General features: G+C 46.0%; 23 protein-coding genes. 17 read left to right on the forward strand and 6 right to left on the reverse strand.

Going from position 1 to position 22,920, the window contains the following annotated elements; all coding sequences use genetic code 11:
- Positions 1–34: 34 nt before the first annotated feature.
- The gene (locus tag JFT56_RS07600; protein WP_198783059.1) at positions 35–415 is read right to left on the reverse strand and encodes a VOC family protein; all 381 of its coding nucleotides are present in this window, start codon (positions 413–415) and stop codon (positions 35–37) included.
- Between the two features lie 476 nt (positions 416–891).
- Between JFT56_RS07600 and JFT56_RS07605 the strand changes: the two genes are divergently transcribed.
- The 3 genes from JFT56_RS07605 to JFT56_RS07615 all read left to right on the forward strand — a co-directional run bounded on the left by JFT56_RS07605 (position 892) and on the right by JFT56_RS07615 (position 2,214).
- The gene (locus JFT56_RS07605; protein WP_198783060.1) at positions 892–1,596 is read left to right on the forward strand and encodes a DUF445 domain-containing protein; all 705 of its coding nucleotides are present in this window, start codon (positions 892–894) and stop codon (positions 1,594–1,596) included.
- Between the two features lie 80 nt (positions 1,597–1,676).
- Positions 1,677–2,027 (forward strand): VOC family protein, encoded by a 351-nt coding sequence (locus JFT56_RS07610; protein WP_198783061.1) that lies wholly within the window; start codon positions 1,677–1,679, stop codon positions 2,025–2,027.
- Complete coding sequence (locus JFT56_RS07615; protein WP_198783062.1) at positions 2,002–2,214, forward strand: DUF1289 domain-containing protein; 213 nt, start codon at positions 2,002–2,004, stop codon at positions 2,212–2,214. Before JFT56_RS07610 ends, JFT56_RS07615 begins: the two co-directional genes overlap by 26 nt.
- Before the next feature lie 45 nt (positions 2,215–2,259).
- Here the strand turns inward: JFT56_RS07615 and cdd are convergent, their stop codons facing one another.
- Positions 2,260–3,150: a cytidine deaminase gene (gene cdd / locus JFT56_RS07620; protein WP_198783063.1), complete on the reverse strand. Its 891-nt coding sequence runs from the start codon at positions 3,148–3,150 to the stop codon at positions 2,260–2,262.
- Between the two features lie 203 nt (positions 3,151–3,353).
- On the reverse strand, positions 3,354–4,766 hold the full coding sequence (gene sbcB, locus JFT56_RS07625; protein WP_198783064.1) for an exodeoxyribonuclease I: 1,413 nt from the start codon (positions 4,764–4,766) through the stop codon (positions 3,354–3,356).
- Between the two features lie 176 nt (positions 4,767–4,942).
- On the opposite strand from sbcB, the gene JFT56_RS07630 reads away from it, so the two are divergent.
- The 3 genes from JFT56_RS07630 (at position 4,943) to JFT56_RS07640 (ending at position 7,138) form a co-directional block, all read left to right on the forward strand.
- Positions 4,943–5,749, forward strand: a complete 807-nt coding sequence (locus JFT56_RS07630; protein WP_198783065.1) for a hypothetical protein — start codon at positions 4,943–4,945, stop codon at positions 5,747–5,749.
- A 57-nt stretch (positions 5,750–5,806) separates the two neighbouring features.
- On the forward strand, positions 5,807–6,622 hold the full coding sequence (gene rlmA / locus JFT56_RS07635; protein ID WP_198783066.1) for a 23S rRNA (guanine(745)-N(1))-methyltransferase: 816 nt from the start codon (positions 5,807–5,809) through the stop codon (positions 6,620–6,622).
- Between the two features lie 306 nt (positions 6,623–6,928).
- Positions 6,929–7,138 (forward strand): cold-shock protein, encoded by a 210-nt coding sequence (locus JFT56_RS07640; RefSeq protein ID WP_011789734.1) that lies wholly within the window; start codon positions 6,929–6,931, stop codon positions 7,136–7,138.
- 443 nt (positions 7,139–7,581) lie between these two features.
- On the opposite strand, the gene JFT56_RS07645 is transcribed toward JFT56_RS07640, so the two are convergent.
- Both JFT56_RS07645 and rne read right to left on the reverse strand, forming a co-directional pair.
- A complete protein-coding gene (locus tag JFT56_RS07645; RefSeq protein ID WP_198783067.1) occupies positions 7,582–9,141 on the reverse strand; it encodes a SulP family inorganic anion transporter in 1,560 nt (519 codons plus the stop codon).
- 197 nt (positions 9,142–9,338) lie between these two features.
- Entirely contained in the window at positions 9,339–12,623 is a 3,285-nt protein-coding gene (gene rne, locus JFT56_RS07650) for a ribonuclease E (protein ID WP_198783068.1), read from the reverse strand.
- A 596-nt stretch (positions 12,624–13,219) separates the two neighbouring features.
- Here rne and rluC point away from each other — a divergent pair.
- Both rluC and JFT56_RS07660 read left to right on the forward strand, forming a co-directional pair.
- The gene (gene rluC / locus JFT56_RS07655) at positions 13,220–14,182 is read left to right on the forward strand and encodes a 23S rRNA pseudouridine(955/2504/2580) synthase RluC (protein WP_198783069.1); all 963 of its coding nucleotides are present in this window, start codon (positions 13,220–13,222) and stop codon (positions 14,180–14,182) included.
- Between the two features lie 44 nt (positions 14,183–14,226).
- A complete protein-coding gene (locus tag JFT56_RS07660; protein ID WP_198783070.1) occupies positions 14,227–14,964 on the forward strand; it encodes an HAD-IA family hydrolase in 738 nt (245 codons plus the stop codon).
- A gap of 41 nt (positions 14,965–15,005) precedes the next feature.
- Here the strand turns inward: JFT56_RS07660 and JFT56_RS07665 are convergent, their stop codons facing one another.
- Positions 15,006–15,590 carry a Maf family protein gene (locus tag JFT56_RS07665; protein WP_198783071.1) on the reverse strand — a complete coding sequence of 195 codons (585 nt, stop codon included), beginning with the start codon at positions 15,588–15,590 and terminating at the stop codon, positions 15,006–15,008.
- 265 nt (positions 15,591–15,855) lie between these two features.
- Between JFT56_RS07665 and yceD the strand changes: the two genes are divergently transcribed.
- From yceD to JFT56_RS07710, 9 genes are all read left to right on the forward strand, one after another.
- Positions 15,856–16,380 (forward strand): 23S rRNA accumulation protein YceD, encoded by a 525-nt coding sequence (yceD, locus tag JFT56_RS07670; protein WP_198783072.1) that lies wholly within the window; start codon positions 15,856–15,858, stop codon positions 16,378–16,380.
- A gap of 17 nt (positions 16,381–16,397) precedes the next feature.
- On the forward strand, positions 16,398–16,568 hold the full coding sequence (gene rpmF / locus JFT56_RS07675; protein ID WP_006081226.1) for a 50S ribosomal protein L32: 171 nt from the start codon (positions 16,398–16,400) through the stop codon (positions 16,566–16,568).
- Positions 16,569–16,583: 15 nt separating this feature from the next.
- Positions 16,584–17,612, forward strand: a complete 1,029-nt coding sequence (plsX, locus tag JFT56_RS07680; protein ID WP_198783073.1) for a phosphate acyltransferase PlsX — start codon at positions 16,584–16,586, stop codon at positions 17,610–17,612.
- A 9-nt stretch (positions 17,613–17,621) separates the two neighbouring features.
- The gene (locus JFT56_RS07685; RefSeq protein ID WP_198783074.1) at positions 17,622–18,581 is read left to right on the forward strand and encodes a beta-ketoacyl-ACP synthase III; all 960 of its coding nucleotides are present in this window, start codon (positions 17,622–17,624) and stop codon (positions 18,579–18,581) included.
- An 89-nt stretch (positions 18,582–18,670) separates the two neighbouring features.
- Positions 18,671–19,597, forward strand: coding sequence for an ACP S-malonyltransferase (fabD, locus tag JFT56_RS07690; RefSeq protein ID WP_198783075.1), 927 nt, complete (start codon positions 18,671–18,673; stop codon positions 19,595–19,597).
- 9 nt (positions 19,598–19,606) lie between these two features.
- On the forward strand, positions 19,607–20,353 hold the full coding sequence (gene fabG, locus JFT56_RS07695) for a 3-oxoacyl-ACP reductase FabG (protein ID WP_233095579.1): 747 nt from the start codon (positions 19,607–19,609) through the stop codon (positions 20,351–20,353).
- A 163-nt stretch (positions 20,354–20,516) separates the two neighbouring features.
- Positions 20,517–20,750, forward strand: a complete 234-nt coding sequence (acpP, locus tag JFT56_RS07700) for an acyl carrier protein (RefSeq protein ID WP_006081231.1) — start codon at positions 20,517–20,519, stop codon at positions 20,748–20,750.
- A 208-nt stretch (positions 20,751–20,958) separates the two neighbouring features.
- Positions 20,959–22,197 carry a beta-ketoacyl-ACP synthase II gene (fabF, locus tag JFT56_RS07705; protein WP_198783076.1) on the forward strand — a complete coding sequence of 413 codons (1,239 nt, stop codon included), beginning with the start codon at positions 20,959–20,961 and terminating at the stop codon, positions 22,195–22,197.
- A 94-nt stretch (positions 22,198–22,291) separates the two neighbouring features.
- A complete protein-coding gene (locus tag JFT56_RS07710) occupies positions 22,292–22,771 on the forward strand; it encodes an acyl-CoA thioesterase (protein WP_198783077.1) in 480 nt (159 codons plus the stop codon).
- Positions 22,772–22,920 lie beyond the last annotated feature (149 nt).

The following is a 22,920-nucleotide window of genomic DNA, read 5'->3' on the forward strand; positions in this document are numbered from 1 at the left end:
GCGCAGGCGAAAGAAAGAGAACCGCAAAATAAGGTTAGGATTTGGCATAGCTTATCGCTGCAATCAGGGCTCCCTGTGGATCTTTTATCCAGCAAAAACGACCTACCTGTGGAATATTTTCCGGTCCAAACACGACTTCTCCCCCCAGTTTTTTGGCGTTAATTGCCACTAGATCTACATCGTTAACCGTAATGTAACCTGTCCAGTGGGAAGGGAGGCTGGGAATTAAATTATCGGTTATACCGCCTATGCTAGCGCCTTGATTCTCTATGATATGGTACTGACCGTGTGGCATTTTAACGGTTCTAAATTTCCAGCCAAAAATTTCACCGTAAAATCCCATGGCCTCTTCGGTATTATTTGTTGTGAGTTCATGCCAGCTTAATGCTCCAGCAGTGTTAAAAGCAGAATCCATAAGCATTTCCTTAAAGTTGACAGAAAAATCTAGGATAGAAGTCGGGTGCCTTGTTAAATTGCCGACCAAGTCGTAGGTTCACCATGCCGATCTCGCCCAACACTTAGCATCGAGGGCGTTAAATCCCATTGACCAGAGTGTGAGGGCTGCTTATTAAGCTTGGCTTATTGTGATGGGTGCCGCTTAGATCGGAATAGTCACTTAGAGTGTAGTTGAGGCTTTGGCATAATTCATAAAGTGTTGCGGAAATATTCTGCTGCATTTGTATAAACGAATATTTATAACACATTGTTAAATTTGATAATAAATAATAGTGGCATCCAGTCCATTTGATTCTGTTGGTTTGCAAGAGTCGGTTTTTTTAGTCCGCATTTTGCCGATGTTTTTTATGACTCGGACCATTAGACCTAGATCCCATTCGCTTGCTAATATAGCGCAGTTTTGCATCTGATTGATGGAATAAAGGGGAATTAAGATTGAATAAGAGTTTAGCGACAAATGTGTTGGCGGCCATCTGTGTTTTATTGGGTTATGGATTGGCTTCGCCCATTTTGTTCAATGTGGGCTTATTTGCATTATCTGGAGCTATCACTAACTGGCTAGCCGTATATATGCTGTTTGAGAAAGTGCCTGGATTGTATGGTTCGGGAGTTGTGCCATCCCGGTTTGAGGAATTTAAGGAGGGTATTGCCCATCTCATGATGAAGCAGTTTTTTACCTCTGAGAATATTGATCGTTTCCTCTCTGAAAAAGAAGGGATCAGCCACATAGATTTAGCCCCTGTGATTGATAAGGTGGATTTAGCGCCTGCCTTTGATGCCTTAGTAACTACGGTCGCACAGTCATCCTTTGGGGGAATGTTATCTATGTTTGGCGGCACTGAAGCACTGATGCCACTGAAAGCACCTTTTATCGAAAAAATGAAATCTTCACTGGTGGAGATGGCACAAAGTGATGAATTCCATGAGTTATTAAAACAGGAAATTGAACAGCCCAACGTAATGGCCGATTTGCAAATGAAGATTGCCAATATCGTTGAGCAACGCCTCAATGAGCTAACGCCACAAATGGTAAAGCAAATAGTGCAAGAGATGATCCAAACACATTTAGGTTGGTTAGTCGTGTGGGGCGGGGTGTTTGGTGGGGTGATTGGACTTGTTGCAGCCTTGATCCAAGGTTAATCTGGGGTTTAAAGCTCCCTAAAGCTGGGAGCTTAGGCTTCTATTTTATCTAAGAATTTTATTCACTTACCAGAGGCGCTATGAATCAACATCACAGTATTAATTATCTGGAAATCCCCAGCCGTGATATCGCAAGTTCCAAGGCCTTCTTTAATAAGGTGTTTGGTTGGAAGTATGTGGATTATGGCCCAGAGTATAGCTGCTTTATGGATGTGGGGATCACGGGCGGGTTTTATCAGGCGGATGTGGATTTTACACTTGTGCGTGGCTGCCCATTGATTGTCTTGTATAGCAATGATTTAGAGAGTACCCAAGCTTCGGTTATCGCAGCGGGAGGAAAGATTACCACGGGGATATTTAATTTTCCCGGTGGAAGACGATTCCATTTCACCGAGCCCTGCGGTAATGAATATGCCGTCTGGTCAGAATGATCCTCTGATAAATCCTTGTGTTAGAAACTGTTGTTTGGATGAGCAAGATATTTGTTTGGGGTGTTTTCGGCATTTGGATGAAATTTTAGCTTGGCGGTCGATGTCAGCAGAAGAGCGTTGTTGTTGCTATGTAAAGATGGCGGAACGCAGGGAAATTCAGCAGGCGAAATGGATGACTAAAAAATAGTGCGGTGATAGTGCTTACTCTATCACCGCGCCGTGGAGAATATTGTCAGACAGGGTCGACAACAATATGTTCAAGTTCAATTGCAGCAACCGTGTGGAGTGCATCCATGGTTGCTCCCACTAAACTGATTTTCCCTTGGGAAGACTCGATAAGCACGGCTCGGCTTATCTCACTGAACTCACGATTGTGGCGAGTGAGATTCGATAAGGCCATTTGCATTGGCAACATTGAGGGGTTAAACGCGGCATTTTCGGCGTAACGTCCACAATAGGTTGCACCATCGGCCGTTTCAAGCACTACGGCCGCATAACTTTGAGTGTAAGGAGCATAACTCAAGCCTGCGTGATCTAAGCCTTCGATGATCATAGGATCGCTACTGTCGAGCGCAAATTCCATTTCGTGCTTTGCCAGTAAAGGTGAAGTGACATTCAGATCCGTAGGACCAAAAGCATAGGGTAAATAATAGGCTAGCGAGTGACTGTCTTGGGCTGGTAGATGAATGGCTATCTTAGCCCCATCGACCAACTCATTCATAAATTGGCGGCAATGACCACAGGGGCTTGCATTAACAATCATATCAACGATTTGGCTTTCACCACTGAGCCAAGCATGACTAATCGCACTTTGTTCTGCATGCACTGAGTGGAACAGGGCTTCTCCTGGGAGCTCTAAATTGGCACCCATATAGATATCACCACTCTTACCCTTTGCAATTGCGCCGACATAAAACTCACTGATCGGCGGTTTAGCCAGTGCCGCTGCTATGGGTAATAATGCGAGTAATACCTCTGCTTCGGTCATCTTGCTGGCACGCGTTAACTCAGCAAGCTGCTGTGCATCAATGTGTCCAGCAAAGTTTTGATGCAATAAGGGAATAAGTGCATCGGCCAACGGCGTTGGCAACTGGGTTATGCTGCGAATGAATCTATCTTGCATTTCCCGATTCCTTGTTTGTTAAGTTCATGGAATAACATTCTAGTAATTTTGTTACAGTATAAATGCGAGTTAGCTCGCGTTTATGGCTTCAAAACCTGTACCTAAGTGCATTTCTGATAAGAACTACACTCTTTTCGTTACGACTACTTACGCTAAATGGTGAGTGTTTTTAACTAATTGATTTAATACGTATCTTTTACTGATTAAAGTTCTCGCAAGTAGTGACATAAAGCCGTAAGCAACTTTTGCTTGCTTTCATCGGCCTCAGTATCTTGAAGTAGATTTTCAAGTTTCAGCAAATAATCTTGATCCGCTAAACGGCCTTGGCAGAATTCACGCCAACGCTGTGACTCTTGATAATCCAGTAGCTCTGGGTAATTTCGGGCGCGATAACGAAACAACATTTCAGGGATGCGAGCATCGTCAAATTGCAATTCGAGTGCGGCTAGATTTTGCGGTAAGGTATGACGGATTATTTCCATTTTGGCTTTGTCCGCGGGACTAAAAAAACCACCGGAATACAACATTAAATCGGGATCCGTTGTCGAACTTTCCCCATCGAGTTCAAACAATTGTGCCAGTTTCTCCCTAAGCTCCGGATGACTCTTCAAGCGTTTATATTGCTCCCTTGCGAAAGCTTTATCGATATTGAGTCTCGCAGCCTGCGCATCGTCCAGAATTTTAGCCGAAGTGATAAAAGGGCATTTATTTAAATGGATTTGTTTGACCGGAATAGGTAATTCATCTTCGGCCAAATCGGCTCTTGCGGTGTACATTCGAGTCTTAATTTGTTCAACATCAAGCTCAAATAGCGGAGTTAAATCCATCGCTAAATTAACGCAGATCACAGCATTTTTGTTGCTTGGATGATGGGCAACGGGCGCAATTAATGTAGTACAACCCTGTTGGGCACTGATCTTTGAACTAACATGGGCCAAAGGCTGCATGTTGAGCACGTCAATCTGATCGGCAACCGCTTGTTTTCGACGCAGATCAAAATAATATTGGTAGAGCTTGGGCTGTTTTTCTTTGATCAGTTTGGCCATTGCTATAGTCGCATAAACATCGGACATAGCATCATGGGCTTTTTCATGGCTTAGACCATTTGCCTGGGTGAGGTGCTCTAATTTAAAGCTAGGTGAGCCATCTTCTTTTAGTGGCCAGTTAATCCCATCGGGTCTAAATGCGTAGCAAGCGCGAACTAAATCAATGATATCCCAGCGCGAATTGCCATTTTGCCATTCCCGAGCGTAGGGATCGATAAAATTACGGTAAAAGCCGTAACGGGTCACTTCATCATCAAATCTCAGGGAATTATAACCAGCGACACAGGTATTGGGCTGGCTAAACAGTGCCTGGATACGTCCCATAAACTCCGTTTCGGCAATGCCCCGTAAATTGGCCAATTGCGGGGTGATCCCCGTGATTAAAATGGCTTCGGGGGAGGGGAGATAATCGCTGGCCTGTTTACAGTAAAAGGTCTCGGGTTCACTAATAATATTCAGTTCTAAATCGGTTCGAATACCCGCAAATTGTGCAGGTCTATCCTTTGCAGGATGGGTCCCGAAAGTCTCGTAGTCGTGCCAGAATATACTTGGCTGGAATTGTGTAGACATAATTTAAATCAAATGACCGTTTGTCGAATATTAGCATCTTAACACTGAAACCCCTTGGAAGCACATTTGCCCTGCGCCAAGGTTCAGGAATTATATTGAAAAGATAATCGCTTAACAGGTGATTTTTACCTCGTTTGGGCGTTACAATTCAGCCTGAAAAGGGGAATTAATGTCTTATGTATCATCAATATTTAAATGAACCTATGGTCCTCGATGCCGATAAAGCATCAATTATGACCTTATCATTGCCTGCCGATATCAGTGATTTTATTGTGCTACAAGCGATGAGCGCACCTCTATTAGAGTTGATTGTGGTTGCCGATGGGGCTCAGCCTAAAATTGCGATACGGTTTCAGCCACTGATGGGGCTTAAGTTAAACTCAGTGCCCTCTGAACAGATCCAATTTTCCAATCCAATTCACCGCACGTTTGGGCAAGGAATGCGTCTCTACAGCCGTATGGGGACCGCGCCTAAGTTTTGTGCCGCCGAGCTACGTACCGGAGTTTCTTTCAAATTAGATTTGAATAACGGCCTGTGTTTGGCATTACAATCGGCCTCGAAATTTGAGTTAGTGCCATTAGAGTCTGATTTAAGAGTGCTGCATGAGCCGCAGGTACTGCTTATGGCTAAAGCGATATTGGCAAGGCAATACGATTATGGTGCGTCATCGGAAGCTCTTGCAATATATATGACTGAAATTGAACAGGTTAGAGCTGAACTGCAAACCTTTTTACGTGGAGAGTTAGGGCAATATCATGCCAGTTTGGCCGAAGAGGCCATTAGACTCGATCCATTATTGCAACAAAAGCGCCAATGGATGTTTCGAACTTATACTCATATGTTTGAACGCCCGAACTATAACCGTGCCTCTAACGATGCACAAAGTATCGATAAATCCTTGAGAAAACTCGAATGCTTCGAATTACTCGCCACCCCCGAGTTGATACAAATGGTTGAGCGATTAATGGAAGATGAAGCCTGAGCTTGCTTGTTATCATCAGTAAAATGAATAGTTTAGTAGAAATTATAGAGCCCGAATATGTCATATTTATGTCCCCTCTGCGGCTTGCCGCTTACGCTGACCGAACGCACTTGGGGCTGCCCGCGACAACACAAATTTGATATAGCCAAAGAAGGCTATGTGAACCTGTTACCAGTACAAAAGAAAAACTCTAAAGATCCCGGTGATAACAAACAAATGATGTTTGCTCGGCGGGAGTTTTTAAATGCGGGTTATTATCAAGGGCTGAGCGATAGGGTTAATCAACTGGCCTTGGAATACGCAGGCAGAGCGCAGCAAGTCCTCGATATCGGTTGTGGGGAAGGTTATTACAGCCATCGTCTATACCACATACTCGCGCAGGATCATCCCTGTCATTTTCAAGGGTTAGATATTTCTAAATCTGCGATCAAGTATGCCGCCAAGCGTTATCCTGAATTAGAATTTTGTGTTGCGAGTGCCTATGAGATGCCAATAGCATCACACAGCATTGATTTGGCGATTCGGATTTATGCCCCCTCAAAAAATGAGGAACTTCAACGAGTGATGGGCAATGATGGTATTCTCATTACCGTTTCCCCCGGTCCAATGCACCACTTTGCTTTAAAACAGCAAATTTATGCCGAGCCAAGATTGCATCCCAAGTCTGATGCCAGCATTGCAGGGTTTGAATGCCTGCATCTGGAACGACTCATGTCGCAACTTGAGCTAAAAGACAGCGAACATATTGCCCATTTTCTGGAAATGACTCCCTATGCGTGGAAGTTTACCGCAGAGCAGAAACAGCGCTTTGCCCTAGAGGGGCTTTGCTGTGAACTCGATTTCCAAATTGAAGTACATCGCATTTCAAAATAACAATCAGATTTAAGCTATTGAAATAAACTATTTAAAATGCTTAACTGTCATTGCTAAGCTGTATGAACATTCATGTTCTACGGGCCGGTTGAAAAACCCTAAGTTGAATTAGGCAAAATAAATATTTCAAAGTGTCGCAGTATGTTGACTTATCTTTAGAATGGTTTATAGTCTTACTAGCTTGAAGGTTGGGCTTATATTTATGTGTTCAATACGACCAGTTCGTCCTGTAAACATAAGTAATACCGGCATTTTCCAGCTCCACCGCCGTTAAGGCTTTAATTTTTTATTTACAGGATTTATATCATGTCTCAAGTTACTGGTGTTGTTAAGTGGTTCAACTCTGATAAAGGTTTCGGATTCATTGAGCAAGAATCAGGTCCAGACGTATTCGTACACTTCCGTGCGATCAACTCTGACGGTTTCAAAACTCTTGACGAAGGTCAGAAAGTTTCTTTCACTGTGACTCAAGGTCAAAAAGGTCCACAAGCTGAAAACGTAACCATCATTGGTTAATTTTCAGTGTCGTTAGCTAAGCGCTAATGACAATGGATTTAAAGAGCTGTGGTTTATACCATGGCTCTTTTTGTTTGTGTTGAATTTATACCTCAGATCCTTCCGCGTTCTTTTTTCTGACAAATTTTTCCGATAGTTACCTCTTCTTTTATAGCAATCACATTAAATATCTAATCAGTTTAGAGCCTCACAGGCATCTCAATCCAAGGCGCATTGACGCAGAAATGGTCATTCCCTTTTAAATTAATGCAACACGGGAGTGGGGTGTCTGTGTGGCTCCCGAAGGGCGGCTGATGTTCACTCCATGGCAGCGCGCTTTATACTGCGTTTAAGACTTTCGGCAGAGCACCACTATGCCTTCAAGCCTTCGCCTTGTCTAAAGCGCGTTGAACTCCCGCTGAATGAACAGATATTTAATACGATTGGTATTAAACATTAACGATTTATGAATCGAGTTTGTCATCGGCGACTTTATAGTGTGGATCATCAAGCAGATTGACCTCGACCAGATCACCCGCTTTTCTCAGTAGCGCTTTACAGTCGGCACTCAAATGGATTAAGTGCAATTTTTTACCTGCATTAACATAGCGTTCGGCCAGTGTATCTATTGCCTCAAGGGCCGAGTGGTCGGCTACACGGGAGTTTTTGAAATCAATAACTACGTCCTGGGGATCTTGGGATGCATCGAATAACTCTAAAAAGTTGGCAATTGAACCAAAGAATAGCGGCCCATTGAGTTCGTACACTTTCCACCCCTGGGCATTTTGGCTCACATTGACACTGATGTGTTTAGCGTGTTGCCAAGCAAATACCAACGCTGAGACGACAACACCGACAAATACCGCAAAGGCAAGATCGGTAAAGACAGTCACGGTCGTCACTAGCACGATAACGAAGGCGTCATGTTTTGGCACTTTACCCATAAATTTAAAGCTGGCCCATTCGAAAGTGCCGAGTACCACAATAAACATTACTCCGACTAGTGCAGCTAATGGGATGATCTCAATGAAAGAGGCACCAAATAAAATAAAAATCAGCAGTGCGATAGCTGCAGTAATGCCAGATAATCTGCCGCGTCCTCCCGAATTAATGTTAATCATCGACTGGCCTATCATGGCACAGCCACCCATGGCGCCAAAAAAGCCACTGGTAATGTTACCTACGCCTTGTCCAACACACTCTCTATTACTGCGTCCGCGGGTATTGGTCATTTCATCGATCACCGTGAGCGTCAGTAGTGATTCAATGAGTCCAACCGCTGCAAGGATGAATGAATAGGGCAAAATGATATACAAGGTTTCAAAATTAAATGGGACGGCAGGAATGGCGAAACTTGGCAATGAGCCGGCAATAGTCGCATGTTCATCGCCGCTCATGGTTTTTAGAAAGTCTAATACGTTACGGGTGTCGAGATCTAAGCTGACAGCAATTGCCGTGACAGCCAAAATAGCGACTAATGATGAAGGCACCGCAGTGGTGATCTTTGGTAAAAAATAAATAATGGCCATCGTTAGGGCTACTAAACCTAACATGAGCATTAATGGTTCCTGGGGTAGCCAGACTAAATTACCGCTGGCATCCTTGACTTTAAATTGCCCAAGTTGCGCTAAGAAAATAACAATCGCAAGCCCGTTGACGAAGCCTATCATCACAGGATAAGGCACAATGCGGATAAATTTACCGAGTTTACATACACCTGCAGCAATTTGGATCAATCCTGCGAGTACCACAGCGGCAAAAAGATACTGTACGCCGTGTTCCACCACAAGGGAAACCATCACGACGGCCATTGCACCAGTGGCGCCTGAAATCATTCCTGGACGGCCACCAATTAATGCTGTAATAAGTCCCATGATAAAGGCGGCATAAAGTCCAACCATAGGCTCTACATGGGCGACAAAGGCAAAGGCAACCGCTTCAGGAATAAGTGCGAGTGCGACTGTTAAACCAGAAAGCACATCGGCTTTATGACTAGACGTTTTGTGGCGAATGAGATCAAACATGGAACCTCTGTTACTCAATTGTTGTTGCAAAAATAAGTCGCGCATACTATCAAAAAATGAGATTAAGCTACACCTTAAATGTCGGTTAATTCTGCTGTTGTCATAAAGACGTCCTCTTTATATCAAGGTATTTCAGGACGGGACATTCTGAAATAAAAAAGCCATGCAGTTGCATGGCTTTTTTGAGTGGCAAAGGCTTACGCTGATGGGCGCGCCATATCCGATTCTGCGCTGTTAGCCAGTTTTACCTTAGGTGCCGAGGCTTCGTCGGTTGTATTCGAGTCGTATTCACGTCCCTTAGGCACTTCGACTTGGGCTCTTACTTCAACCACAGGCTTAGTCATATCCGACGATACCATAGCTCCAAAGCGACTCGCAGCTTTAGGCTTGCTTGTCACTGCATCCGTCACTTGCGGATTAACCGTCGTCGAAACCACTTGAACTTTCGCCTGTGGTTTAGTCATTGCGGCAGGTTTTGCCATCGGAGCCGATGCGACAGCTTTGGCAGAGTCTTTTGCGGTTTCTTTTACCACAACAAGGTTTTCTACTGCGGGTTCTATGTTGACCTCAGCCGCTTGGGGCGTTACTTCAACTATAACCGCGTCGTGAGTATCGGCTTTTGCTTCTGGCTGCGGATTTGTTACCGCTGTCGCTTCTGCTTGTTCTATTACCTGAGCTTTGATGCTTGGCACGGCAACCTCTGGTGCTATTGCAACCTCGGTTTCAACAACGGCAACGGTTTCTTTTGCTGCGGTTGTTACGGCTTCCACTGGCGCGGCAAGGTTAACCATCTCTACTTCAGCTTGTTCAACTGGCGCCTGCGTTACAACGACTTCGGTATTTGTTACTGGAGTTGATGCTGCCACGGAGGTGCTTATCACTTCGCTTGGGTACTCTTGATCAACACCTAATTCATCGTTAGGAATGAATTGGGCTGGTGCAGAAGTACCTTGCTCATCTTCATCGCGGCGGCGACGTTGACCAGCAGCGCGTAGATGACGTGGACTACGGCGACTACGGCGCTGTCCATCGCGGGATTCACGTTTGGCTCTTTCTTCTGCGTCGATATTATCCGCATCTGTTTCAGTTGCTTGTGAATCAACAGTCATCTCGGCAACATCGGCTTTGATTTGATCAGCACTGCCAGTTTCAGCACCGTCAGCTGAGACTAAGGGCGCGTTAACTGTGTCATCGATGGTTTCATTAGCTTCAGTTTCGGTAAGTTCGGCGGCGATGTCGGATACTTCCTTCACCTGGGCCGTTTCTTTACGTGGCTGACGACGTGCACGGGGAGCTTTGGCTTCTGCTGGCACTTCCTCCGCGATTTCAGCTGCCACAGCGGCATTAACCGCCGCGACTTCAGCTAACAGGGCTTCTTCTTGAAGGCTGCTATCTGGCGTGTTGCTACCATTGTCGATACGCACTTTGCGGCGCATATTACGACGTTGGCGACGTTCACGGGCGACTTCTTGCTTAGGGGCATCATCTGCTTCAATGTCGGCAACCACATCTTTTGCCGCTTGTACACGTGGCTTAGGTTCGGCTTTAGCTGGACGTTTAGCCGCTTCATCTTTTTCGCGTACAGGACGTTCTTGTGTGCTGGCTGCTACATCAGTCGGTTTTTTTGGATTGCGGCTACGCGGCTCACGAGTGCCTTCTTTTGCTTTGTCGGCATCTTGGGCATTGCGTGGGCGGCGAGTGTCATTACGACGGTTACGGCGGTTAGCGTTAGCTGCACTAGTATCAGTTGTTTTAGTTTCAACAACTTTTACGGGTTCTGCTTTTTCGCTTGGTGCAAACATGGCACTGATCGCACTCACAAGTTTGCTGAAGAAGCCTGGTTGTGGCGCTTCAACTTTCACCGTTGGTGATGGCGCTTGCTCCACTTTTTGTGGTGCAGCAAAACCTTTTAATGCTGGCTCTGGTGCTGCGGTACGTTCCAGTTTGCGCGGCTCGTACAGTTTGGCTTCAGGATGCTCAATACGTTTGTAGCTAGATTCGCTGATTTCATCGTCACTGCGGTGACGGATCACGCGGTAATCTGGCGTCATCATGTGCGCATCGGGGATCACATACACTTCAACATCGTGGCGCTGTTCTGTAATGCGAATGGCCTTGCGTTTCTCGTTTAACAAGAAAGCCGCTACATCCACAGGCACAATGGCTTCGATTTGAGAGGTGTTTTCTTTGATGGCTTCTTCTTCCATCAAACGTAAAATCGATAGTGCTAAAGACTCGGTACTGCGAATCGTGCCTTGGCCATGACAGCGAGGGCAGATATGCGCCGCTGATTCTTCTAAAGAGGGGCGCAGGCGCTGGCGAGACATTTCCATTAAACCGAAACGCGAGATGCGACCTAACTGCACGCGAGCGCGGTCGTGGTGCACTGCATCACGTAAACGGTTTTCCACTTCACGCTGATGGCGCACAGGCGTCATATCGATAAAGTCGATAACCACTAAGCCACCTAAGTCACGTAGGCGTAATTGACGGGCAATTTCATCGGCGGCTTCGAGGTTAGTATTAAGTGCTGTCTCTTCGATATCGCCGCCTTTAGTGGCGCGGGCAGAGTTGATATCGATTGAGGTTAAGGCTTCTGTTGGGTCGATAACAATCGAACCGCCAGATGGCAGACGTACTTCACGTTGGAAGGCAGATTCGATTTGTGATTCGATTTGGAAGTGAGTAAATAACGGTACTTCGGCTTCGTACAGTTTTACACGCTCAACGAAATCTGGGCGAACTAAGGCGATATGTTGCTTAGCTTCTTCAAAAATACGGGGATGATCGATGAGGATTTCGCCCACGTCACGGCGTAAATAGTCACGAATAGCGCGTACGATCACGTTACTTTCTTGGTGAATTAAGAAAGGCGCGCCCTTAGTTTGTGCCGCTTCAGTGATTGCGGCCCAGTGGTGTTGCAGAACTTTTAAGTCCCACTTTAACTCGGCTGATTCTTTGCCAACACCCGCAGTACGAACGATAAGCCCCATGCCTGCTGGCACTTCTAAATCGGCCATCGCTTCTTTTAACTCAGTGCGCTCATCACCTTCGATACGACGGGATATTCCGCCTGCACGTGGGTTGTTTGGCATTAACACTAAGTAAGAACCCGCTAGACTGATAAACGTCGTTAATGCCGCGCCTTTATTGCCGCGCTCTTCCTTGTCAATTTGGACAATAACTTCCTGTCCTTCACTGACCACTTCTTTGATATTAGGGCGACCTTGGAATGAATATCCCTTAGGGAAATATTCTCTGGCGATTTCTTTTAGTGGCAAAAAGCCATGGCGATCGGCACCGTAGTCAACGAAAGCGGCTTCTAAAGAGGGTTCTACGCGGGTAATTTTACCTTTGTAAATATTGGATTTTTTTTGCTCATGACCTGGACTTTCAATATCTAGATCATACAGTTGTTGCCCATCAACAAGGGCAACACGCAACTCTTCTGATTGAGTTGCATTGATTAACATACGTTTCATGATGACGTCATTCTTCTTTAAATAGAGGTCATCAAACAATCGCGTTTCGCTGCATTACGGGCCTAGCAGTGGTCGACTGAGCCTCACGGCTGGTGTGGCTAGGCAAGGTGCGCATTACTGTTAGACGCAGTCGCTGCGTGTCGCATCCTATTTATGGCTTATTTTTTAATGATTACAAAAACAAGGAATTCGTTGTAAAACATCAACCAACCCCATAAATTCTTTAGTTTCGTTCCGGTAATGCCCAAGTCGAATCGGTTTGTCTGACGACAAGTTAAAATATTGTTCGAAATCGGGGAGAAAAGCTCCGGGAAAACCTCGTTAAAACAAGGTGATTTTCTCGATTTAATCGTAAAAAACGCATTTGTGGTATTTTTACTCAATATACGATTTGCAAATCAATGAGTTGCTATCAAGAAAATGTTTTTTTATCCGTGAAACTTTCCGCTTGGGATTGGGAGCTTGTGAACACTTTATTCACGGCTTATCCCTAATCGCTGGTGAAATATAGCAATAATCAAAAAATTCAGCAATGGAAAGGCACAATTCTTCTCAGTTGTTGTACAATGGCGGCCGTTTTAGTCAGATGGCGCATCATGAATACAGTATCCACTCCACAGCAACAGGTTCAATTGATCACTATCGATGAAGATCATTTCGAACAGCGAATCGACAACTTTTTAATGACGGCTCTTAAGGGCGTGCCTAAGAGCATGATCTACCGCATCGTCCGCAAGGGCGAGGTACGGGTGAATAAGAAACGCATTAAACCCGAGTACAAGTTGCAGATTGGCGACATAGTACGTATTCCGCCTGTTCGCGTGGCAGAGCCGGATAACCGTACTGCACCATCGGCGAACTTAAGTAAAGTCTCGCAACTCGAAGATCGTATTTTGCATGAAGACAATCATTTGATCGTGCTGAATAAACCTGCTGGCATTGCCGTGCATGGTGGTAGTGGAGTCGATTACGGTGTGATTGAAGCATTGCGTTCACTGCGTCCTCAACAAAAGTTTTTAGAGCTAGTACATCGTCTCGATAAAGATACTTCGGGCGTGTTGTTGGTGGCGAAAAAGCGTAGCGCGCTTAAACATATGCACGATCAACTGCGCTATAAAAAGATGCAAAAGGACTACTTAGCCTTAGTGAAAGGGGAGTGGTCAGCACAGGATAAAGTCGTCAAACAACCTCTACTGAAGATCACGCTAAAATCCGGTGAACGCATTGTGCGTGTGAACGCTGAAGGTAAGCCTTCTGAAACGCGCTTTAAGATTATGCAGCGCTATCAAGGCTGTACCTTAGTTCAAGCCAGTCCAGTGACGGGCCGAACCCACCAAATTCGGGTGCACTGTCAATATGCAGGTCATCCCATTGCCTGTGATGATAAATACAGCGAGCAAGGATTTGATGACAGCATGCGTGCACTCGGCCTTGAGCGTTTATTCTTGCATGCGGCTGAATTGATGTTCATTCATCCAGAAAATGATGAAGTGATGCGGGTTTCTGCGCCCTTAGATGACAATTTAACACTGGTTTTGAGTCGGCTTAAACGCGTCTAAAACGGTTAAATATACATTTTATGCTTTACGGACGATGATGTTTTATGAGAGTGCAATCTAATCGGTTTGATGCCAGAAAATATGATTTAGTGATTTTCGATTGGGATGGCACTCTGATGGATTCCATAGGTAAAATCATCGTTTGTATTGAAAATATGGCGAGGGCGCTCACTTTACCTATCCCAACCGAAAGTGATATTCGCGATATCATCGGCCTTTCTATGACAGAAGCGCTGCGAGTCCTGTTTCCACTGGGACTCAATTCCAGCGTTTCTTCTGCATACTCTCAGCATTCGCACTCTAAAAATGAATTTAGCCAAGGCGAAGATGATGAGTATCAGCGGATGCGCGCCGAATTTAAAACACAGTATTTGCATTTAGACACCACGCCAACGCCGCTCTTTGCACAAGCGCCCATTTTAATCGATGACTTGCATAAGCAAGGCTACCAATTAGCCGTTGCAACCGGTAAGGCCCGCGCGGGACTTGAGCGCGTCTTTGAGCAAACGGGCTTAGGTCGATACTTTATTGCATCACGCTGCGCCGATGAAGTGCACAGCAAACCCCATCCTGAGATGATCTCAAGCTTACTGAAAGAATTGAATATTGCCCCTAACCGAGCCTTGATGGTGGGCGATTCGTTGCTGGATTTGACCATGGCGGCCAATGCCGGAATTGATAGCGTTGGCGTGACCTATGGCGCCCACAGTGCCGAAAAATTGCTGCGGGCAAAACCTATCGCCTTGATTGACTCACCAGCGCAATTACTGCGATACCTCTAACGCTGCTTTTATGCTAAAGCAGCAATAGCTGCCCTAGCGCCTTAAGCGAGAACGTCTATCCCTTGGGCTAATAGCATTTCCGTCAGTAATATCAGTGGCAAGCCGACTAAGGTATTGGGATCACGACCTTTAAGCTCTGTAAATAACGCAATGCCTAGACCTTCACTCTTAAAACTGCCCGCGCAGTAGTAGGGCTCTTCCTTTTCGACATAGGCGACAATCTGTGCATGGCTAAGGTGCCTGAAATGAACCGTGAAGGGTTCAACCTCGGCGGTCATCGCACCCGTTGCGGCATTATAGAGTGCAAGACCCGTATAAAAGGTGATGGCCTTGCCAGAGGCTTGGGTGAGCTGGGCAACGGCATTATCAAAATGATGGGGTTTACCGATAATCCTGCCATCTATCACGGCGACCTGATCTGAGCCTATGATCAGGCTATCAGGGAAAGATTCTCCCCCTGCAAGGGCTTTGGCTTGTGCGAGCCGGAGTACTAGGGCCTGCGCAGACTCGTCCACCTTTGGCGTTTCATCAATATTGGGATTACAGCATTCAAAGGCTAAACCCAGTTTTTGCAGTAATGCTTGTCGATACACAGAGGTTGACGCTAACACTAAATGGGGAGGCATATTGGACCTGTCCACAGCTTAAATGGGGTGTTATTGTCGCGAATCTTGGCCAGAAAGAGCAAGCCTTTCGTATTTCGGCGTTTCTTTTCGATGAATGTCGCTATTTTAGGCGGCTTACGCTTGTATGCCTTCGCTTGCTTGGGTAAAATTTCGCTTCCGTTAATTTCAATGTTGGGGCTGGAGAAGGGCTTAAGTTGCAGACTGGGACTTAAGTTAGAAATTTTTCTTTGACTCTAGCGTTTTCAAACTATAATATGCGCGCCTTATGCAAACAGTAAAGATACCGGTTTCAATTGATCCATTTCGTGCCGCCTCGAGTCGCATGACTTATCAGGGCGTAGTTCCTGGTGTGCAGCTGAAAAGATTAAATGAGTTATGTGCCGGCGACTGTTCCGATGTGGCAGTGTCGCTTGAATGTGGTGTGGATTTACAGGGGATAGTCTACCTGAAAGGGAAGGCTGTGACGGAGCTCACTCTGATATGTCAACGCTGCATGACGCTATTTACCACTGAGGTTACGGTCGAGTTTTGCTTCGGTCCATGCCGGACTAAGGCAGAAATCGATGAGCTCCCGGATGCGTATGACCCAATTGAGTGCAATGAAATTGGCGAAGTACGTCTGCATCAATTGATCGAAGATGAATTGATAGTCGCTATGCCGATAATTCCTATGCATGAAGAAATTGATTGTAATATGGGATCTAAAGACATAGTTGTAGGCGAGATCGAACCCGCTCAAGAGGAGCGTCCAAATCCGTTTGCAGTGTTAGAAAAACTGAAGAGCAAGTAATCTAGGAGACAGGGCCAATGGCTGTACAACAGAACAAAAAATCTCGTTCAAAGCGCGGTATGCGCCGTTCACATGACGCACTGAGCACTGCTCAGCTGTCTGTAGACGCTACCAGCGGTGAAATCCATATGCGTCACAATGTGACTGCAGATGGCTTCTATCGCGGTAAAAAGGTAATCAACAAGTAATTTGTTGGTTTCCTAATGACGAGTCTGACGCTTGCGTTAGATGCGATGGGTGGCGATCATGGCCCCCACGTCACAGTGCCTGCAGCCTTGCGGGCACTAAAATTACACTCTTTTCTTAAAATCATTTTAGTCGGTGATAAGACTGAAATTGATGTCTATTTGCGCCAAGCTGAACCTTTACTACTTTCCCGTATAGACGTTATCCATACCGATGAAGTCGTCAGTATGACGGATAGACCCGTGCATGCTTTACGTACTCGCAAGAATAGTTCCATGCGCTTAGCCATTGAATTAGTGAGGGATGAGCGTGCGGCCGCGTGTGTCAGTGCCGGCAATACGGGCGCGCTGATGGCCATGGCAAAGGTATTATTAAAAACCTTGCCAGGAGTGGATAGGCCTGCGCTTGTCAGTTGCTTACCTTCAGTCACTCAAAAGCCCGTCTATTTGCTGGACTTAGGTGCGAATATTTCCTGTGATTCTGAGACCTTATTCCAATTTGCCGTAATGGGCTCAGTACTCTGTGAAGCGGTGGATAAGAAATCTCGCCCAAAAGTGGCTTTACTCAATGTCGGTACAGAGGAGATTAAGGGTAACGATCAAGTTCAGCAAGCCGCGCAGATCCTGCAAAATACCGATCAGATCAATTACACAGGTTTTATCGAAGGTGATGAAATCTATTCCGGTAACGTGGATGTCATAGTTTGTGATGGTTTTGTGGGTAACATCACGCTTAAAACCTCTGAAGGCATTGCCAAGTTATTGGTACATCAGTTAAAACGGGGACTAACCCAAGGTTTATTCGTGCGTTTTTTGGCAAAACTTATCGCCCCTCGTATTCAGGCGGTCCTCAGTCAGATGAACCCCGACCACTATAACGGAGCAAGTCTGATAGGATTGCGCGGAATAGTTGTAAAAAGCCATGGAAATGCGGATGAAACTGCCTATTTACAAGCAATTAGTTTGGCAGTAACTGAAGCTCAACGTCGACTCCCTGAAATGATAAGAGATCGTTTAGAGTCGATTCTTTTAGATATAAATAACTGATCCCTCCTTATGCATACAAAAATTCTCGGAACTGGTAGTTATCTACCGGTGCAGGTGCGTAGCAATCAAGATTTGGAAAAAATGGTGGAAACCACTGACCAATGGATTGTTGAACGTACGGGTATCTCTGAGCGTCGCATTGCGGCCTTCGATGAAACCGTTTCTACTATGGGCTATCAAGCGGCATTAAAAGCGCTGGAGATGGCTGGCATTGATGCATCAGATTTAGACATGATCATTTGTGGCACCACCAGTGCGGCAAATGCTTTTCCGGCCGCAGCCTGTGAAATCCAAGCCATGCTTGGGGTTCATACTATTCCGGCCTTCGATATTGCGGCCGCATGTTCAGGCTTTGTATATGCACTTTCAGTCGCCGATCAATTTGTTAAAACTGGTGCTGCAAAAAAAGTGCTAGTGATTGGTGCGGATGTGCTGTCTCGCCTATGTGAGCCAGAGGACCGAACGACTATTATTCTGTTTGGTGATGGTGCCGGCGCTGCCGTTATCGGTGCATCCGACGAACCCGGAATTATTTCTACTCACATTTATGCCGATGGTCGTCAGGGCGACTTATTGAAATGTGCTTTCCCGCCGCGTCAAGGCGAAACCTCTGAAGCGGTCGGCTTTATGACCATGAAGGGTAACGATGTCTTTAAAGTGGCGGTGACTCAATTATCCCATGTCGTGACCGAAACACTGCGGATAAATAATATCGACAAGTCAGAAATCGACTGGTTAGTCCCACATCAAGCAAACTTTCGCATTATTAACGCTACCGCGAAAAAGCTCGATATGAGTTTAGATAAAGTGGTATTAACTCTCGCGAAACACGGCAATACCTCCGCGGCTTCTGTGCCTATTGCACTCGATGAGGCCGTGCGTGATGGCCGTATTCAGCGTGGACAATTATTGTTGCTCGAAGCTTTTGGTGCCGGGTTTGCGTGGGGTAGCGCGTTAGTGCGTTTCTAAAGGTTTTCATCTAAGTGACATAGGTTTATGTTTATCTTAGAGATGTAAGTCATTTTCAATAAATTAAGTTCGCCATAGGTAATTTGAATATGGAAAATATTGCTTTTGTATTTCCGGGCCAAGGTTCACAAGCTTTAGGCATGTTAGCCGAACTTGCCGAGTCACACGCCATCGTTGGGCAAACCTTTGCCGAGGCGAGTGAAGTATTAGGTTATGATCTGTGGGCATTAGTGCAAGAAGGTCCCGTTGAAACCTTAAATGAAACCGATAAAACCCAGCCAGCACTTTTGGCCGCAAGTGTTGCCATTTGGCGTGCTTTTGTGGCATCGGGTAAAGCCATGCCAGCTATGCTTGCAGGGCACAGTTTAGGTGAGTATTCGGCTTTAGTGTGCGCCGGAGTTATGGATTTTAAAGACGCGATCAAACTAGTTGAGTTACGCGGCCAACTGATGCAACAAGCGGTTCCTGCTGGAACGGGGGCTATGTATGCCATTATTGGTTTAGATAATGAGGGTATCGCTAATGCCTGCGCCGAAGCGGCACAAGGTGAAGTTGTAAGCCCAGTTAACTTTAACAGCCCTGGCCAAGTGGTGATCGCAGGTCAAAAAGATGCCGTTGAACGTGCCGCGGCAGCGTGTAAAGCGGCTGGCGCGAAAATGGCGGTGGCTTTACCTGTCAGCGTGCCATCCCACTGCGCATTGATGAAGCCTGCCGCAGATAAACTTGCGGTTGCGTTGAACGATGTGGCGTTTTATGCACCTAAAATCACTGTGATTAATAATGTCGATGTGGCTTCACCAACGTCAGTCGATGAGATTAAAGATGCATTAGTACGTCAGTTGTATTGTCCAGTCCGTTGGAGTGAAACCGTTGAACTGATGGCCGAGAAAGGCATTACGCAACTGGTGGAGTGTGGTCCTGGTAAAGTATTGACGGGACTTACAAAACGAATTAATAAATCACTTTCTGCCCAAGCGGTTAATGATGTCGCTTCATTTGCAGCATTAACTGAGTAAGGAGTTTGTATGCGTTTTAACTTGAATTTAACCGGTAAAGTCGCCCTAGTGACGGGTGCTAGCCGTGGTATTGGCCGCGCCATTGCCGAAACATTAGTCGAAGCGGGTGCGGTTGTGGTTGGAACTGCAACAAGTGAGAAGGGCGCCGCAGCAATCCAAGAATATCTGGGTGACAAAGGTTTTGGTTTAGTGCTTAATGTCACAGATAGTCAATCAATCACCGATTTATTCGCCTCGATCAAAGAAAAAGCGGGTGATGTTGATATTCTAGTCAATAACGCGGGTATCACCCGTGATAATTTGCTGATGCGAATGAAAGATGATGAATGGCAAGATATCATAGATACCAACCTGACATCATTATTCAGACTATCAAAACCTGTAATGCGTACCATGATGAAAAAGCGCTTCGGCCGTATCATCAATATCGGTTCAGTGGTAGGCACTATGGGTAATGCAGGTCAGGTTAACTACTCGGCAGCAAAAGCCGGTTTGATTGGGTTTACAAAATCTCTTGCAAGAGAGGTTGCATCTCGTCAAATTACGGTTAATGCTATCGCTCCTGGATTTATCCAGACCGATATGACTGATGAGCTGACCGAAGATCAGCAAAAAGCTATCATGTCTCAGGTTCCGATGGAACGATTAGGGCAGGCGCAAGAAATCGCCAATGCAGTGCTCTTTTTGGCCTCGGATTCTGCCGCTTACATCACAGGCGAAACTTTGCATGTGAATGGCGGAATGTACATGGTTTAAGGGCGGATGGCAGGGATACTGTCGCAACTGAGTAGTGATCTGTATCAATTGGTCGCTAAATTTCGTGGTTAGACCACGAAAACTAAGCTTGCATTGTCAGCCAAATCTAATAAACTACTCGCAATCTTACGCAAGTGCGTAATTTGAATAGGAAAGAAAACTAATGAGCAACATCGAAGAACGTGTAAAGAAAATCATTGTAGAGCAACTGGGCGTTAAAGAAGAAGACGTTAAACCAGCGGCATCTTTCGTTGACGATCTGGGTGCAGATTCTCTGGACACTGTTGAGTTGGTTATGGCTCTGGAAGAAGAGTTCGATACCGAGATCCCTGATGAAGAAGCTGAAAAGATCACTACTGTTCAAGCAGCGATCGATTACGTTTCTAAGAATCAGTAATTCTGAATTCTTGAGAACAGGCGGCAAATATGCCGCCTGTTTTTGTTTTATCCCCGCTAAACTCTGCAGTAGTGCCATTCAATCGTCTCTGGATCCCGTTTAACATTTATCCATGAGATGCTCGCCGCAGATTGGCGAACAATTTTCATGATAGAAACGCATTTATCTGTCATAACTTAATCTATTTAGCATTCAAAAGGTGACTGCCGTGTCTAAACGTCGTGTAGTGGTAACCGGTTTAGGATTAGTAACTCCCGTGGGTAATACCGTCGATACTTCTTGGAAGGCTTTGCTTTCTGGTAAGAGTGGTATTGCGCCGATAACCAAATTTGATGCCAGTGAGTTTACAACTCGTTTTAGTGGTTCAGTAAAAGATTTTGATGTGGAGCAGTACTTAACTAAAAAAGACGCCCGCAAGATGGATCTTTTTATCCAATACGGTATGGCGGCTGGCATCCAAGCTATCCAAGACTCTGGTCTGGACATGAGCAAAGAAAACCCTAGCCGAGTGGGCACAGCTATTGGTGCGGGTATGGGTGGTATGTGGTTGATTGAACAGAACCACAGCGCTTTGATCAATGGCGGTCCTCGCAAAATATCACCTTTCTTTGTGCCAAGCACCATCATCAATATGATCGCGGGCCACCTGTCGATCATGTATGGCATGACTGGGCCTAACTTTGCCGTCACGACGGCGTGCACTACGGGTGTTCACAATATTGGCTTTGCGGCGCGTACCATTGCCTATGGTGATGCGGACGTCATGGTTGCCGGTGGTGCAGAAGATGTTACCTGTCCATTGGGTGTGGGGGGGTTCGGTGCCGCTAAGGCGTTGTCGACCCGTAATGACGACCCCACCGCGGCGAGCCGCCCTTGGGATAAAGATCGCGATGGTTTTGTGATTGGTGATGGTGCTGGCGTGATCGTGATGGAAGAGTATGAGCGCGCTAAAGCACGCGGTGCAACCATTTACGGCGAGTTGGTCGGTTTTGGTATGAGTGGCGATGCGTTCCATATGACATCGCCTCCAAGCGATGGTGCTGGCGCGGCTGCGGCTATGGTTAATGCCATTCATGACGCTAAGTTATCACTGGAACAAATTGGTTATATCAATGCCCATGGTACCTCGACACCCGCGGGTGATAAGGCCGAAGCGGCAGCGGTTAAGTCAGTATTTGGCGATCATGCTTATAACTTGCTCGTCAGCTCGACTAAATCGATGACTGGCCACTTGCTGGGTGCTGCGGGCGCGGTTGAAGCGATTTTTACTCTGCTTGCACTGCGCGACCAAGCCGTGCCACCGACCATCAATTTGGATAATCCAGATGAAGGCTGTGACTTAGACTTTGTTGCCCATACTGCCCGTGATGTGAAGTTAGATTACGCCTTGTGTAACTCCTTCGGCTTTGGTGGTACTAACGGTTCATTACTGTTTAAGCGAGTGTAATCGCAATTATGTTTACGCTAAGGGGTATTTCTATCGTAAACTCAGCTTATTGCACGAAAACATTAGCCACAGAGGCTAAATAAGTTGAGGTTATATGGCTGGTATCGATAGACAGAGTACCCTGAGATTTTTGTCAGAGCCTGCGGATGTCAATTTTGGTGGTAAGGTCCACGGCGGCGCGGTGATGAAATGGATCGATCTCGCGGCCTATGCCTGTGCCGCAGGCTGGAGCGGTAAATATTGTATTACCGCCTATGCGGGCGGTATTCGTTTTGTGCAACCCATTTTAGTGGGCAACATAGTCGAAGTCAGCGCTAAGGTGATTTATACGGGCAAGACCTCTATGCATATCGGTATCGATGTGCGTGCGGGCGACCCTAAGGTTTCCGAGCGTCATCTCACCACTCACTGTATTGTGATCATGGTGGCGGTGGATGAAAACGGCCAACCCACACCCGTGCCTGAGTGGATACCACAGACTGAACATGATATTCATTTGCGGGATTCTGCACTGCGCTTGATGGAAATGCGTAAAAAGATTGGCGCCGAAATGGAAGCCCACGTGCAGAAATAATCTATTAATTACGATAACAAAGGCGCTTATTGCGCCTTTGTTGTTTCTAGCGAAAAGTGCGTTTATCACTCGCTCCGATTTCACTCTGACGTTACCGTTGATGAATGTTAAACTGCGGCCACTATTTTGAATCGATTTACTTTGTTTAT

Source organism: Shewanella putrefaciens (genome assembly GCF_016406305.1).
In the GTDB taxonomy this organism is placed as follows: Bacteria; Pseudomonadota; Gammaproteobacteria; order Enterobacterales; family Shewanellaceae; genus Shewanella; species Shewanella putrefaciens_C.

What these genes read in the sequence shown, in the direction of transcription:
- JFT56_RS07600 (WP_198783059.1), bottom strand. Translation starts at nt 415, where the DNA reads ATGGATTCTGCTTTTAACACTGCTGGAGCATTAAGCTGGCATGAACTC.
- JFT56_RS07610 (WP_198783061.1), top strand. Translation starts at nt 1,677, where the DNA reads ATGAATCAACATCACAGTATTAATTATCTGGAAATCCCCAGCCGTGAT.
- JFT56_RS07615 (WP_198783062.1), top strand. Translation starts at nt 2,002, where the DNA reads ATGAATATGCCGTCTGGTCAGAATGATCCTCTGATAAATCCTTGTGTT.
- cdd (WP_198783063.1), bottom strand. Translation starts at nt 3,150, where the DNA reads ATGCAAGATAGATTCATTCGCAGCATAACCCAGTTGCCAACGCCGTTG.
- sbcB (WP_198783064.1), bottom strand. Translation starts at nt 4,766, where the DNA reads ATGTCTACACAATTCCAGCCAAGTATATTCTGGCACGACTACGAGACT.
- JFT56_RS07630 (WP_198783065.1), top strand. Translation starts at nt 4,943, where the DNA reads ATGTATCATCAATATTTAAATGAACCTATGGTCCTCGATGCCGATAAA.
- rlmA (WP_198783066.1), top strand. Translation starts at nt 5,807, where the DNA reads ATGTCATATTTATGTCCCCTCTGCGGCTTGCCGCTTACGCTGACCGAA.
- JFT56_RS07640 (WP_011789734.1), top strand. Translation starts at nt 6,929, where the DNA reads ATGTCTCAAGTTACTGGTGTTGTTAAGTGGTTCAACTCTGATAAAGGT.
- JFT56_RS07645 (WP_198783067.1), bottom strand. Translation starts at nt 9,141, where the DNA reads ATGTTTGATCTCATTCGCCACAAAACGTCTAGTCATAAAGCCGATGTG.
- rne (WP_198783068.1), bottom strand. Translation starts at nt 12,623, where the DNA reads ATGAAACGTATGTTAATCAATGCAACTCAATCAGAAGAGTTGCGTGTT.
- rluC (WP_198783069.1), top strand. Translation starts at nt 13,220, where the DNA reads ATGAATACAGTATCCACTCCACAGCAACAGGTTCAATTGATCACTATC.
- JFT56_RS07660 (WP_198783070.1), top strand. Translation starts at nt 14,227, where the DNA reads ATGAGAGTGCAATCTAATCGGTTTGATGCCAGAAAATATGATTTAGTG.
- JFT56_RS07665 (WP_198783071.1), bottom strand. Translation starts at nt 15,590, where the DNA reads ATGCCTCCCCATTTAGTGTTAGCGTCAACCTCTGTGTATCGACAAGCA.
- yceD (WP_198783072.1), top strand. Translation starts at nt 15,856, where the DNA reads ATGCAAACAGTAAAGATACCGGTTTCAATTGATCCATTTCGTGCCGCC.
- rpmF (WP_006081226.1), top strand. Translation starts at nt 16,398, where the DNA reads ATGGCTGTACAACAGAACAAAAAATCTCGTTCAAAGCGCGGTATGCGC.
- plsX (WP_198783073.1), top strand. Translation starts at nt 16,584, where the DNA reads ATGACGAGTCTGACGCTTGCGTTAGATGCGATGGGTGGCGATCATGGC.
- JFT56_RS07685 (WP_198783074.1), top strand. Translation starts at nt 17,622, where the DNA reads ATGCATACAAAAATTCTCGGAACTGGTAGTTATCTACCGGTGCAGGTG.
- fabD (WP_198783075.1), top strand. Translation starts at nt 18,671, where the DNA reads ATGGAAAATATTGCTTTTGTATTTCCGGGCCAAGGTTCACAAGCTTTA.
- fabG (WP_233095579.1), top strand. Translation starts at nt 19,607, where the DNA reads ATGCGTTTTAACTTGAATTTAACCGGTAAAGTCGCCCTAGTGACGGGT.
- acpP (WP_006081231.1), top strand. Translation starts at nt 20,517, where the DNA reads ATGAGCAACATCGAAGAACGTGTAAAGAAAATCATTGTAGAGCAACTG.
- JFT56_RS07710 (WP_198783077.1), top strand. Translation starts at nt 22,292, where the DNA reads ATGGCTGGTATCGATAGACAGAGTACCCTGAGATTTTTGTCAGAGCCT.